Origin of the sequence: Butyricimonas faecihominis, from assembly GCF_033096445.1 — a bacterium.
GTDB classification, from domain to species: Bacteria; Bacteroidota; Bacteroidia; order Bacteroidales; family Marinifilaceae; genus Butyricimonas; species Butyricimonas faecihominis.
The window spans coordinates 2174368-2189416 of the sequence record NZ_AP028155.1 but is presented as its reverse complement, the minus strand read 5'-3'; the positions used below and the strand labels follow the sequence as shown (position 1 = coordinate 2189416).

Sequence of the window (15049 nt, the reverse complement as noted above, 5' to 3'; positions counted from 1 at the left end):
TAGAATAAATAAAAAATGTAGCAACTTATATTTGTTATAACCATATTATTAACCTACAAAACAATGAATTATGAAAAAACATTTATTATTGATTTTTGCATTAATCTCTTTGATTAGCTTAATGTCTTTTACTGTAGATTATGGTCAAAAGCCTAAAGAACAAACTCAAAAAGTTGGTATGCTAAGTGATATTGTGGGGGCTCCTATAATTATTGCACCGCCGCCTTCAACTATTACTGTTTTTAGAGGAAGTAACGTGAGTTTTAAGGTTACTTTTATTTCAGATTTGCAAGTTGATGGTGTGTTGACAAAAATAAATAAATATGGAGCAAAAGAACGTCTTCAAAGAGATTATACTCTTCATATAATAGGAAATGACATGATCATTACACTGGATGAGGTTCGGGAGGCAGATGAGGGTGAGTATGATTTAGAAATATTTAATAGGAAAGGAAGTGTTTCTGTTAGATTTAAATTGAATATAATTTTATATTAATAATGAGTTGTGACTAATGAATGTTATAAAATAGATTATAATTAAGAGGAATAAATCATGTTTATATGATGTCAGGGTTTGTTGAAATTGAGAAATCTTGGGGAAGATGACGAAACTTATCTCTCCTGAGATTTCTTAATTTTATTCGGATTGAAAATTCACGGGTAGGAGCAAGTCGTGGGACCGAATTTTATATATTGTCGGACATATAGAATGATACTAAAATGGTTATAAATCTCTCGATGTAATAAATTATTCTTATTTTTGTGTTAATTAAAGGATCGTTTAATGATCAGGACGAATTGGAAAATTGATAAAAGAATAATTGTTTGATAATTAGGAAAGAAAAAATTGAAGGAGTGGTAATAACTAGTAATTATTAAACGATCGTTTAGTGAGATTTTTATGAGCTTGTATGTATGGTAGGCCTATAAAAACGGTTCTTTTTGGGTGCAAGATGTAAATGTGTAAATACAATCCGTTATGGAGTTGGAAATGAATGATGTTAAGGGGTTAAAGCAGGGAGATCGTTCTTGTTTTGAGAATATTTTTAATGAATATTCTCCTGACTTGTATGTTGTGGCGTACCGGATTACCGGTAATAAAAGTACGGCAGAAGATATAGTTCAGGATTTTTTCGTGAAATTGTGGGTGAATAGGGAGAAGTTGTCTATTTATAAATCCTTCCGTTATTATTGTTTCTCTGCAATACATTATGCGTCATTAAATGCGACAAGGACGAAATATAGGGATACGGAATTGTCAGAGGAATTGGAGGATCCTTCTTGTGTGGAGTATGAAATGGAACGGGCAGAGTTAAGCGAAAAAATTCATTTGGCAATTAATTCTTTGCCGGAAAAATGTAAAGCAATTTTTGTGGATGCCTGCATCGAGGAATGTAGCTATGTTGAAGTGGCGGAAAAGTATGATATATCGGTAAATACAGTAAAAGTACAAGTAAGTAAAGCGTATCGGATTTTACGGGAAAAATTGACTAAAGAACAATTTCCTTTTTTTTTGTTGATTTTTCTGAAATCCGAGTAATACTTTTTTCAAGTTGATGTGACTTGTTAATGAAAGGCTATTTGAATATGGAAGAATATAGATCAAATATGAATATTCTGAAAGAGGTTTTACGAGGGAAACGTCCTCATGATGACGTGGAGTTCGTGGTGTGGTTAAAGGAGTCTGAGGAGCATCAGAAGTGCTACGAGGAGGCTTTACTACAAGCAGCGAGCGATTTGAGGATTAAAAAATCGTTTAATCGACAATTGGTGTGGAATCGGGTGTTGGATGAAACCCGGAAGAAGGAACGGGTACGGATGTTGCGACGTTATTTTGTGCGTTATGCGGCCGTATTGTTGCCGTTTGTGATTTTGTTTGCTTGGTGGTTACTGAAGACGGGAGACGTGGAGTCAAGTGTGGAGGTTACTGCTAATGAGGATGGTATTATGTTGTTTCTTTCTAACGGGGAGCGGGTGAACATTAGTCAGTTCGATTCGACTGGAGTACTGGAAAAGAACGGGATGAAAATTAGGATGACGGAGAAAAGGGATCAAATCGTGTACGAGAATCATGATGACATTTCCAAGGAATTAATTTATAATACATTGAGTGTCCCCGCCCGTGCAGAATATTGTCTGACTCTAGAAGATGGTACAAAGGTGTGGTTGGCAGCAACCTCCCGGTTAAAGTATCCGGTTAATTTTGTGGGAACTTCCCGGGAAGTATATTTGGAGGGTGAAGCGTTTTTTGACGTGGCGAGGGATACGTCAAAACCTTTTATTGTGAATTGTGCCACTTTTTCGGTGAAGGCTTTGGGGACATCTTTTGATGTGAGTTGCTATAATGATGATGAATTTGGCTTGGCAACTCTTGCCTCGGGAAAGATTGAGGTAGCTCTTGGGGATCAGAAAAAAGTATTGAGCCCCGGGGAGCAAGCCTTGATCAAAGAACAATCCTTATCGGTGAAAGAGGTGAATATTTTGCCTTATACGTCTTGGATGGAAGATCGGCTTTACTTTTTTAATGAAAAACTCGAGTCGATTATGAAACGGATGGCTCGTTGGTATGGAATTGAGGTGTGTTATGCGGACCCGGGCATTCGGGAATTACACTTTACAGGGAATGTGCCCAAGTATACCGATATTGAAAAAGTATTTGATATACTGGAGTTTGCTACCCATTTGGATTTTTCTTTAGAAAAAGGTAAAGTACTCATTTCCCGATCGAAGAAATAAGGAATTTTTGAGTAAATAATGTGTGATATTGAACGTGAAAATGTTCAATAAGGGGAATACTATATACTAATGTTTTTTAATCATATAAATTAAAACCAATAACTTATGATGAAAAAAGTTGTGATTCAATTGCGGAAATTCTTGTTTATTTTCGTGACTCTGTTGCTGGCTTACGGGACCATGCTAAGGGAAGAGGTTTCAGCCCAAACGCAACAAATGAGTGTTAAGTTTGAAAATATGTCTCTTTTGGATGCCTTGGGACATTTAAGCAAACAAACGGGTGGAAAGATATTATACAATCATGAGCGGATAGATAAATCCGTGAGGATTAATGTCGTATTGACGAACAAAGCTCTTCCTGAGATTCTGAATAAATGTTTGCAAGGGACAAAGTATATGTACAAGGAAGTAGATGGGGTATATGTTATTTCCGAGAAAGAAGAGGTGGTTGTTCAAGAAAAGAAGGAGATTGTGGTGAAAGGAAATGTAAAGGATGAGAGGGGTGAGCCCATGCCGGGTGCCACGATTATATTGAAAGGTACGACGATCGGTATAACCTCTAATGAGACGGGAGATTTTACATTGCTTCTGCCTGCTAAAGACTCGTTGATATTACTTGTTTCCTTTATCGGTTATGAAACACAGGAGATAAAAGTACAAGGAGACAAGAAGCTGAATATACGGATGAAGATCGAGACGAGTGCTTTGGAGGATGTGGTCGTGACTGGATATGCCAATATTGATAAAAAGAGCTTTACCGGAAATGCTGTTAGCGTGAGCAAAGAGGAATTACTGAAAGTTTCCAAGTCAAACGTGATTCAAGCATTACAGGTTTTTGACCCTTCCTTTAGAATTAGGGAGAATAATAAATGGGGATCAGACCCGAATGCATTACCAGAGGTGAATATCCGGGGTACTTCCAGTACGGGAGTGAAGGCGTTGGATGCCGATCCGTTGGATAAATCGAATTTGAAAAATAATTCAAATCTACCAACATTTATTATGGATGGCTTCGAAATTAGTGTGGAGAAGTTATACGATTTTGATCCTAATAGAATTCAAAACATTACAATTTTGAAGGATGCTGCTGCAACTGCGATTTACGGTTCTCGTGCTGCCAATGGGGTGGTGGTCATTACAACCGTGGCTCCGAAAGCCGGACAGTTGTCTGTAACATATGGTTTGACCGGAAAAGTTTCTACTCCTGATTTGAGTGATTATAATTTGATGAATGCCAGAGAATTATTGGATACGGAAATTGCGGCAGGTTTTTATGAGGCAGAGACTTTTCCCGAATTGTATTCTAAGCGGGAGGAATTGTTAGCTAAGGAGGCGAATATAGTGCGGGGAGTGAATACTTATTGGCTGTCGCAACCTTTACGTACTGAATTCAACACACAGCATAGTTTGTATATCGAGGGGGGAGCTCAAGGACTTCGATATGGAATCGATTTTAGTTATCGGAATGATAAAGGAGTGATGAAAGAATCTTTCCGAAAGAGAGTAGGAGGAGGCTTTTCTATTAATTACCAGATTAAAGGATTGTCAGTACGAAATTATATCTCTTATAGCGTGATGAATTCAGAGGATTCTCCATATGGCTCTTTTTCTAGTTATACATCTGCGTTGCCTTATGATCGTTATAAAGATGAAAATGGGGTAATTGCCCAAAATTTGCCTCAATGGCATAATAGATCCGGGATGACGACTGAGGATTTGGGACGGGTAAATCCATTGTACGAGTCAACGTTGAATAATTTCAGTGGATCAAAGTATGAAGAGCTAATTGATAACTTTGGTGTGAATTGGATGTTTGCTGAGCATTTTCAGTTAAAGGGTGATTTTAGTGTGACCCGCCGTTTTTCTACGACAGAACGTTTCGTTGATCCAAAGTCTTTACAAAATAAGAATGAATCATTGTCTGTAAATAATATGTCTTCTGGCTCGTATAATTTAAGTAAGAGTGAAGAACTTAGTTGGAATACCAATATTTTGTTTGCATATAATCAAATGGTGAATGGGCATAATATAAATTTGACTGCCGGGATGAATATTAAGGCAAATAAAAGTGAGGGGAGTTCCAGTCAATACAAAGGTTTCCCATCGGGTTCGTTGAACTCTATTAATTATGCCGAGGAAATATATGAAAAGCCGACTGCTAATGAACGTTTGAGTCGTATGGTTGGTTTTTTGGCCGGATTGAATTACACGTATAATAATATTTATTTATTGGATGCTTCTTGTCGTTTTGACGGTTCTTCAGATTTTGGTAAGGATAAAAAATTTGCACCTTTCTGGTCAGCCGGACTCGGTATTAATATTCATAATTATGAATTTATGAAACAACAAGGTGTGTTGTCAACATTGAAGCTACGAGCTTCATACGGAGCTACGGGTAAGGTGAATTTTCCCCCTTATGTGGCAAAAACAACTTACAAGGTGTTGACAGAGGAATGGTATCGTACCGGATTTGGTGCATTACTGAAAGCATTGGGTAATCCGGCTTTATCTTGGGAGAAAACGAAAACTTTTGATGCCGGATTCCAATTAGGTTTTATGCATGACCGTTTGTTTATCACGGGAAGTTGGTATCACAAGAAAACGACAGGTTTGATTACCACGGTAGCTATTCCGACATCCTCTGGTTTCAATGATTATTATGATAATATGGGTAATGTTTTGAATAAAGGTATTGAGTTGGATGTGAAGTACGAGATTGTAAGATGTCAGGATTGGAATTTCTCTGTCTATGGAAATATGTCTCATAATAAAAACGAGATATTAGCGATTTCGGAGGCATTAAAACGGTATAATGACCGGGTAAATCAGTATTACCAACGAAATTCGAATTTGAAATCGTCTTCGGAAATTTTAACAAAATATGAAGAAGGAGGTTCTAATACGGCCAAATATGGAATGAAATCTTTAGGAATTGATCCGGCAAATGGTAAAGAGATGTTTTTAAAGAAAGATGGGACGATTACTTATACTTGGTCTGGAGACGAGATGGTGATTATCGGTGATACGGAACCGGATGCTCAGGGGTCTTTCGGATTTAATGTGCGTTATAAGAATTTGTCATTGTTCGCTTCGTTTATGTATAAGTTTGGTGGCGATGCCTATAATTCTACTTTGGTGACGAAGGTTGAGAATGCTAAGATTTACGAGGAAAATGTGGATAAACGTGTTTTGAAACAAAGATGGCAGAAACCAGGAGACAACGCTAAATATAAGGATATTAGAAATCAAGATGGGTACACAAAACCGACATCTCGTTTTATGCAGAAGGATAACGAGCTTAGTTTGAATTCTATTACATTAGGTTATGATTTGGATTCTAAATTCTTACGAAAATATAAATTTGGTTTGGTTCGTTTTGAATTAGGTGCAAATGAATTGTTCCGAATCTCAACGATCAAGCAAGAGCGGGGAACGGAGTTTCCTTATGCTCATTCGTATAATTTCTCTATTAAAGTTAATTTTAATTAATGCGATGAGTATGAAAAACAAAATATTGTTACTATTGTTTTTACCGCTATTGTTTGGATGCAATGGCTGGTTGAATGTCACTCCGCAATCGGAAGTTGATGAAGAAGACCTTTTTGCAGACGGGGAAGGGTATCGTAATTCGTTGAACGGCGTTTATTCCCGGATTTCGGAATCGGATATGTATGCTCAACAATTGACTTGGGGATTTATGGATGTGCTGGCTCAATATTATAATTTTGACAAGATGAATCAATACGGGGCTTATCCTAAAGCTTACAAAGGTGATTACGATAATAGTGAGGTCAAAGGGATTTTAGAGAGTATTTGGCAGGGGGCTTACAAGTCAATAGCAAATTGTAATAATTTGATTCAGAATATAGATAAGGCGGATGTTACAAAATTTTTGGGGCGTGAGGGAGAAAAGAATATGTTGAAGGGGGAAGCTTTGGCTTTACGGGCTTTTTTGCACTTTGATTTATTACGCTTGTTTGCTCCCGTGGCAGTTGAATTAAATGGGGATAAAACGGGATATGTGCCTGTTAATGATAATAACGAGTATCTTCCTTATTGTGAAACTCATCCTGCGATGTTCCAGAAACGGGAGAATGTACAAGGTTATTTGGACAAAGTTATTCGGGATTTAAAAGATGCCAAAACTTTATTGGCCACGTTTGATACCGTTTCTTCTGTGAGAAAAGATCAATTGAGAACAACTAATCGTTTATTAGGAACTGCAGGAGCGGTAGAGGATTTATTCTATTGTTTCCGGGGATTCAGGATGAATTACTATGCGGCAACCGCTATGTTGGCTCGTGTATATAATTATAAAGGCGAGTTACAATTAGCGGCAGAACAAGCTCAGGAAGTGATAGATAACGGGTCTTTTCCGGTTAAGGGAGATTATGCTAAGCCCAAGCAATATGAGGATGTTATATTTGCATTGAGTAATCGGAAATTGACAGAACTTTTTGAGGCTTACTATACCGGAACCAATAAGGTGTTATGCGTGTCGAACACGGCACTAAATAAGATATTGGGATCTGATACTTATGATTATCGTGGGTATTATCATATGCAAAATTTGGATGGAGCGAATAAAGTGAGTAAAAAGTATCTTCCTGTAAGTTCTGATCAAGGAACGATCCCTAATGAAATCATCCCGATTATTCGTACAAGTGAGATGCAGTATATTGCGGGAGAGTATTATGCCTCTATTAAAGATTATGCGACGGCAGCTTCTCGTATTACGGTGGTAAAGCAGGCATCGGGTGCCTATACCCCGGTAACGGTACAAAGTCTTGAGGATTACCATAAGGCATGGATAAATGATGCTTACCGTACGTTTATCGGTGAAGGACAGTTGTTTTTCTTGTATAAGAAGTTGGGGACAGAATTTTATTCGGGAATGAAGGATGAGGCGTTTGTTTTCGCAATTCCGGATAGTGAAGATGTAACTTTAAATCAATAGGGAAATAATGGTCACCAAAAATATAAAGATTATGAAAGGACAGTTTATCTTTTTATTCCTTCTTTTGGCCGTTTTCGGATGTAAGGAAGATGAGTTCGATACATATAGTAGTGTTAATTATTTGAGTTTTTATAATAATCCGGCTACGGATAGCATCGTGGAAACCTTCTTCTTTCATCAGGGGAAGGATGCGATTGAAGTTTCCGTGAAATTTAATTTGGGAGGCCAGTTATTGACTGAGGATTGCCCGATCAAGTTGTGTGTAGTGGATTCTTTGTCGGGATTGTTGAAAGATGGGAAGGTGGTATCTCCGCTTTCAGATGCGGATTTTGCATTTCCGGATGAGATGGTTTTTCATAAAGGTGTGAATGTCGATTCGGTGTTTGTAGTATTGAAGAAAACGGCTCAATTGGAAGATGCTTATTGTCGGGTTGTATTACAAATTGAGCCGAATGAATTTTTTGAAATAGGTGAAACTATTTATAGCCAAGCAAAGATATACTTTACTTCAGCGATTTCAATTCCAGGATGGTGGGACGAGACAGTTAATAAATATTATTTAGGTGGATTTACTCCTAAGAAATACGAGATTTTTTGTCGGGAAGTGGGTGTGACTGATCTGACGGGTGTTGAGGAAAAATATATACGGGAGTATGCCTTGAAGTTTAAGCGTTATTTGGAGGCTCATCCGGAATACGAGGATGATGGAACTAGAATAACAGTGACGGTAATCGGTTAATAATGAATGTTATGAAAAAGATATTGATATTGTGTCTTGTGATGGCTTGGAGCATAACAGGATGTTACGAAGATAAAGGCGATTATGATTATCGCAATTTGGCAGAGGGTACAATCGGAAATGTAAATGGATCATATCATGTGTCTGTTGGAGATACGTTGATTATTGAGCCGGAGATCGTGTTCGATTTGGAAACGAAAGTTGGGTTAAAGTACGAATGGTCCGTGGAGCTTGATTCTGTGTTTTCCCGGGAGAAAAATATAGAATATATTATTCCCCTGGATGCTCCGGAGCAGATGAAATGGGTGTTGCAGGTAACTGATACATTGAGTGGATTAACTTTTATGACCCAGACGATGGTAAGGGTTAGTTCACTTTATTCCGATGGTTTTTTGATTTTATCAGAAAAAAATGGAGTGTCATCATTAAGTTTTTTAAAAAGAGTGAAAGGGGAGTGGGATCGGTGTATCTATGATATTTATGAAGGTATTGAAGGCGTTTCTTTGGATGGGAAACCTGTACAGATTCATCTGCATGATTTAGGAAATCAGACAGACGAACATATTATGCTACTGCAGGATGATTTTTATAAATGTCTTGACTTAGATGGTGCGAATTTGGAAAAATCTTTGGAATTGTCGAAAGAATTTCAGGTGATCCCGGAGAACGTGAGACCTAAGCAAGTATTCTTTGATGATTGGTATAGTTTTTTGCTGGCCGAGGACGGACGGGTATTCGGGCGTAAGAATTTTAGTTCAGAAGCTTTCCATACGGGATATTTTTCGCAATATCCGATGGTGTATATGGAACCTGATGTTGTGGGTGAAGAGGTTGCTCATCAATTGAATGCAGATCGTTTCGTGTATGATATGAATACAGAAAATGGGTACGTTTTCGTGTATGAAAAAGAGAGAAAACGATTCTTGTATATCCGGGGGGCTTCCAGCTATGGAACTATTGGTGAGCCGAAATGTGCTGGTTATCCGAATGGATTTATTCCCATGGATAACTTGGGTAATAATGAGTTAATAGCAACAAGCGGGTATTGGTGGAATGACTATTATATTCCGGCTGGCGGGTTGTATAATATCATCAAACGTGCGGATGGAACTTACGTGGGACAAATGTTATTAACAGATGACCCTGAAGATATTGTGGCAGAGTCTCAACGGGAATTTAAGGGGGATATGATGAATGATAATATTTTATTGTTGATTCCGGATAATGGTAGGGGCCGGGGATTTGGTTGTCCGTATGCTTTCATTGCTTCCGGTAATGTTTTGTATTATTTTGGAAAAGATGCGGAGGGTGAGATTGTGCCGGAACGGTATTATAGTTTTCCGGCAGAAATTAAGGCGATGGAGGATGAGTTCTATGCTAATGAATATTTGTGTGTTGGATTGGCTAATGGTGAAGTTTACCTCTTGAAGATTAATTCAGAGGGATTTGCGTCGGATGAGGCGGGACGTTTGGTTATGAAGATGGATCAAAATGTTGGTACGGTAAAACAGATTATTCATAAAGCAGCGGAATAGTATGAAATATATATGGCTTTTTGTAATCCTTCTGTGCGGGTGTGCGGGACAATCGTTTTTTAATGTACAGGCTGACTATCGTAATGTACTGAATATATCTAACTGGCCTCAAGGCATCAGAGAAGGAGTTTCTCTTTTCTCCGATTTGGGGGCATGGCATGGATTTGCCTTTATTCCGGATAGTGTCGGAATGGCAGGAGGTTTTTCCGGTCCCATGTCTATGGCATCCAATTATGCCGTGGGCTCTTATACTGCGGTTGCATCAGTGGTTGTTGACGGAGTATTACAGGAAGTTACGAATGCTATTGTTGAAAAAAGTTATTTCCCGGGTCGGATGATTCAGTCCTTTACCTGGGAGACTCTAACCTTGACACAGGAGATTGTTTTTGTAAACAATCGGATTTCTTTGTTGCGGACTCGGGTCCGCAACACGGGAGGTCCTAAAGAGGTTAAGATTATTTATGAGGGGAGCTTTTTTACTCAATATTTCCAAGGTCAGGTTATTGACGGACGGACGGTGTATTTGGAGTTTCCCGCAACGAAATGTTGTTTTGAAATAGAGGCGGGTGAAGGCTGTCATGCGGTAGTTTTGGATGGAAAGTACCGTTTTGAAACGGAGGTACGAAAATTCGGGCGAGGTGAGGAACGGGAGGATATGTTTGTTTATTCTGCCTATTTTAATGACGAACCAGAACATGTGAAGCATCCGGTACTGGAGGGAAATCCTTTCGAGGAGAGTGAACCATTCTTTGAAATGGCAGCACAACGATGGGAGCGCTATATTGAAAAGCTGTTTGAGAATAAGTCGGAATTATTTACTGATTTGAAATACAGAAGAGTAGCAGTCAAGTGTTTGATGACGCTGATGGCGAATTGGCGGAGTGCGGCACATGATTTATTGCATGATGGAGGCTATCCTTCCTATTGGGGATTCAGCACGGGATTCTGGTCATGGGATTCTTGGAAAATTGCCGCGGCGATCGGACGTTGGGAACCGGAGTTGGCTAAAGATCATATTCGGGCTTTGTTTGATTACCAAACGGAAGAAGGTATGATTCCGGATTTTGTCAGCCGGATAAAGTATATTAATAATTTGCGGGACACGAAACCCCCTTTGGCTTCATGGGCCGTGGAGGAAATTTATGATGCGGACGGGGATTTGGCCTTTGTCGAGGAGATGTTTGATCGGTTGTTGAGATATCATAATTGGTGGTATGCTTATCGGGATGTTGATCAGAACGGACTGTGTGAGTACGGGGCAACGGACGGGACTTTGCAGGCTGCGGCTTGGGAAAGTGGGATGGATAATGCCGTGCGTTTCGATAGTACGGAGATGTTGAAGGGGGAGTTGCCGAAAGCTTGGTCAATGAGTCAGGAAAGTGTGGATTTGAATACTTATTTGTATGATGAAAAGAGGACGCTTGCCCGCTTTGCCCGCTTGCTAAAACGGGAGGAGCTTGCCAACCGGTTGGAAAAAGATGCGGGTATTCTGGCTGACAGGATTCGACAAATCATGTACGATGATGAGAATGGATATTTCTTTGATGTTCGATTAAAATCACACGCTTTTATTCCAGTTTACGGACCGGAGGGCTGGTTACCGCTTTGGGCCGGAGTGGCCAATCAAAAACAAGCGGATCGGGTGAGGAATGTTATGATGGATGTGAATCGGTTCAATTCTTTTGTGCCTTTGGGAACCTTGGATCTAAGTCATCCCCGTTTAGAACCGGAACGAGGCTATTGGAGGGGACCGGTTTGGTTGGATCAGGCGTATTTCGGTATTCGGGGGTTGAGAAATTACGGGTATGATAAAGAGGCCAATGAATTGACATTAAAAATATTAAATAATTGCCAGGGGTTGTTGGGGGATCAGCCTGTTCATGAAAATTATAACCCCTTGACCGGAGAGACCTTGAATGCTCCGCATTTTGGTTGGTCTTCAGCACATTTGTTATTAATGATGTTTGAGTATAAATAGTTAATTATGAGGTGTTTGTTATTTATTTTTATGCTGATGGCATTGTCGGCAGGGGCGCAGAATGACTGGGAAAATCTGGATGTTCTTCAGAGAAACCGGATGCGTAGCCATGCTTTCTATATCCCGTTTGATAATCGGGAACAGGCATTGGTATGGGATGTGGAAAATTCCTCTCGTTATCTTTCTTTGAACGGGGTATGGAAATTCAAGTGGGTGAGTAAGCCGGCAGACCGTCCAATGGATTTTAACAAAGTTGGGTACGATGTCCGTAAATGGGATAATATCGAGGTTCCTTCTAACTGGGAATTAAAAGGCTACGGGGTACCGATTTACGTGGAAACAGGCTTCGGCTTTAAAGCCAAGTGCCCGAATGTGGACTCGGAGAACGATCCGGTTGGTTCTTACAAGAGGACATTCCGTGTACCCGATGATTGGATTGGGAACAAGATTGTGTTACATTTCGGGGCTGTGAGTTCTGCTTTTTACGTGTGGGTAAACGGTCAATTGGTAGGCTATTCTCAGGATTCGAAAACTCCGGCGGAATTTGATGTAACTTCTTGCGTGCGGAAAGGAAAGAACGAAATTGCCGTGCAGGTTTTCCGTTGGTGTGATGGTACTTACGTGGAGGATCAGGATTTCTGGCGTTTTTCCGGTATCCAGCGGGATGTATTTCTTTATGCCCGTCCCCGTTCAAATGTATATGATTTTCAGCTTGCAACGGATTTGGATGCTGATTACCGGGATGCTTTGTTGCGTCTGAATATGGAATTGGAAAACCGGGGAGAAAAGTATGATGTAGCCTTGACGTTGAATGACAGACAGGGTAATACGATATTTTCAGAAGTGATTACTTCCGGAAAGAAGGAGGGTATGGATACGGTTTGTATTGAAAAGAAGATTTTGAATCCGTTGAAATGGACGGCAGAGACGCCTAATCTATATGATTTGATCATCGAGACCCGTGTTGAGGAGCGGGGGCGTAAAGTGGTCCGGGAGGTATTAACCCAAGCGGTAGGTTTCCGTAAATCAGAGATTAAGGGAGGGCAATTGCTGGTAAACGGGCAACCTGTTTTGTTGAAAGGGGTGAATCGTCATGAACATGATCCTAAAAAGGGACATGTGGTGGATCGGGAATCGATGTTGACGGATATTCGCTTGATGAAAGAGATGAATGTAAATAGTGTGCGTACGGCTCACTATCCCAATGATCCTCTTTGGTATCGGTTGTGCGATGAATATGGGTTGTATGTCGTTGATGAGGCGAATGTTGAAAGCCATGGAATTGGTTATGATCCCCGGGAGTCTCTGGCGAACAGACCGGAATGGACGCATGTCTTTATTGATCGTACGGAACGGATGTTCCAAAGAGATAAAAATCATGCTTGTATTATAGCTTGGTCGTTGGGAAACGAATCCGGGTCCGGAATTAATTTTTTGGCAACCTATAAATGGTTGAAAGAGCATGATTTGTCACAGCGTCCGATTCATTCTGAGGATGCCGGAAAGAAAGAGTTTACGGATATTTACTGTCCGATGTATAAACAGATTGATGTTCTGATTAATCATGTGTTGTCCCGGCCGGATAAGCCTTTGATCTTGTGTGAGTATGCTCATGCGATGGGGAATAGTGTCGGGGGACTGAAGGAGTATTGGGATGTGATTCGGAAATATCCTTATTTGCAGGGGGGACATATATGGGATTGGGTTGATCAAGGTATCGAGCAAGTGGATAGTAACGGAGTGAAATATTGGGCATACGGGGGAGACTTCGGAGGTCCGGAAATTCCTTCCAGTAATAACTTTTGTTTGAATGGCATAGTTCGGGCTGACCGCTCATGGAGCCCTGCGGCTTGGGAGGTGAAAAAGGTATATCAAGATGTGGCATTTCGCTTGTTGGATTATAACCGGGGCATCGTGGAGATTTTTAATGAGTTGTTTTTTAAATCTTTGGAGCATACGGATCTGAAATGGGAATTGTTGAAGGATGGAATTGTCGTGAACTCCGGTACGGTACCTAATCTAAAGGTGATGCCACAGGAAACATGTTTATTGGAATTGCCATTCCCGAAACTTGAAGACCGTGGTGCAGAATATTGCGTGAACGTGTATGCTATTGCTAATAAAGATTATTCCTTGATCAAGAAAGGGTATGTGTTGGCTGCAGAACAGTTTGTATTACCTTGTTTGGATAAACTACCTGCTTTCGCAGAGAATGGAGAGGTTAAAGTGGTTGAGAACAGGAATCGGGTTTCTGTGCAAGGACGAGATGTCATGCTTGAGTTTGATCGAGAAACGGGTAAATTGATTTCGTATCAGATAGACAACAAAGAGATTCTAATGAATGGTTTGGAAGCTAATTTCTGGCGGCCGGGAACGGATAATGATTTCGGCAGTGAATATATAATCCCGGAATGTATCGGTTGGAAAGGGGCTGCTTCACAAGCGAAATTAGTGAATTTCGACGTGAAACAACAAGGAAAACTCGTGGAGATTCGAACCGATTTCGAATTGGAGAAAATGAATACGACATATCAGTTGTGTTACCGTTTGAATGGGGCGGGAGAGATGGAAGTCCGCTATCATGTGGACGCCCGGAATTGTACTTCGGAATTGATTCCCCGGGTAGGACTGACTTGGCAGCTTGTTCCTGATTTTACCCGTGTAGAGTGGTATGGCCGGGGACCGCAGGAAAATTACATAGATCGTTGTTCAGGGGCTTTTGTTGGACGGTATAAATGTCCAGTGGAAGATTGGTATGTACCTTATGCCCGTCCTCAAGAGAATGGAAACCGGACGGATATTCGCCGGATGAGGCTTGAGGGTGATGATTTGAGTTTGGAAGTGATCGGGGATGTTCCTTTCGGATCATCTGTTTACCGGTTCTCCAATAATGTACTGGATGAACCGGGTACCGACAAGACACAGCGTCATTTGAATGAAGTGAAAGAGGAAAATTTGATTACCTGGAATATTGATTGGCGGCAAATGGGTGTTGGCGGGGATACGACTTGGAGTTTGCGGGCAGTGACTCATCCGCAGTACTTGATTTTGCCGGGGATATATGATTTCACTTTCTGGGTATTACCTGTTAAAATGTAAATAGT

General features: G+C 40.2%; 9 protein-coding genes. All 9 read left to right on the top strand.

The features are described 5' to 3' along the window. The first annotated feature begins 70 nt into the window (after positions 1 to 70). The 9 genes from R8806_RS09100 (at position 71) to lacZ (ending at position 15044) form a co-directional block, all read left to right on the top strand. The gene (locus R8806_RS09100; protein ID WP_124318486.1) at positions 71 to 496 is read left to right on the top strand and encodes an immunoglobulin domain-containing protein; all 426 of its coding nucleotides are present in this window, start codon (positions 71 to 73) and stop codon (positions 494 to 496) included. A gap of 483 nt (positions 497 to 979) precedes the next feature. Then, complete coding sequence (locus tag R8806_RS09095) at positions 980 to 1540, top strand: RNA polymerase sigma factor (protein WP_124318354.1); 561 nt, start codon at positions 980 to 982, stop codon at positions 1538 to 1540. 47 nt (positions 1541 to 1587) lie between these two features. After that, the gene (locus R8806_RS09090) at positions 1588 to 2736 is read left to right on the top strand and encodes a FecR family protein (RefSeq protein ID WP_164720077.1); all 1149 of its coding nucleotides are present in this window, start codon (positions 1588 to 1590) and stop codon (positions 2734 to 2736) included. Between the two features lie 105 nt (positions 2737 to 2841). Further along, a complete protein-coding gene (locus R8806_RS09085) occupies positions 2842 to 6225 on the top strand; it encodes a SusC/RagA family TonB-linked outer membrane protein (RefSeq protein WP_151412142.1) in 3384 nt (1127 codons plus the stop codon). Between the two features lie 10 nt (positions 6226 to 6235). Next, a complete protein-coding gene (locus tag R8806_RS09080) occupies positions 6236 to 7693 on the top strand; it encodes a RagB/SusD family nutrient uptake outer membrane protein (protein WP_167513942.1) in 1458 nt (485 codons plus the stop codon). A 31-nt stretch (positions 7694 to 7724) separates the two neighbouring features. Next, entirely contained in the window at positions 7725 to 8432 is a 708-nt protein-coding gene (locus tag R8806_RS09075; protein ID WP_164719909.1) for a DUF4843 domain-containing protein, read from the top strand. Between the two features lie 11 nt (positions 8433 to 8443). Next, entirely contained in the window at positions 8444 to 9967 is a 1524-nt protein-coding gene (locus tag R8806_RS09070; protein WP_164719906.1) for a PKD-like family lipoprotein, read from the top strand. Position 9968: 1 nt separating this feature from the next. Then, positions 9969 to 11945, top strand: a complete 1977-nt coding sequence (locus R8806_RS09065; protein ID WP_151412144.1) for an MGH1-like glycoside hydrolase domain-containing protein — start codon at positions 9969 to 9971, stop codon at positions 11943 to 11945. Between the two features lie 6 nt (positions 11946 to 11951). Beyond that, on the top strand, positions 11952 to 15044 hold the full coding sequence (gene lacZ, locus R8806_RS09060) for a beta-galactosidase, LacZ type (RefSeq protein WP_124317840.1): 3093 nt from the start codon (positions 11952 to 11954) through the stop codon (positions 15042 to 15044). Positions 15045 to 15049: the final 5 nt, after the last annotated feature.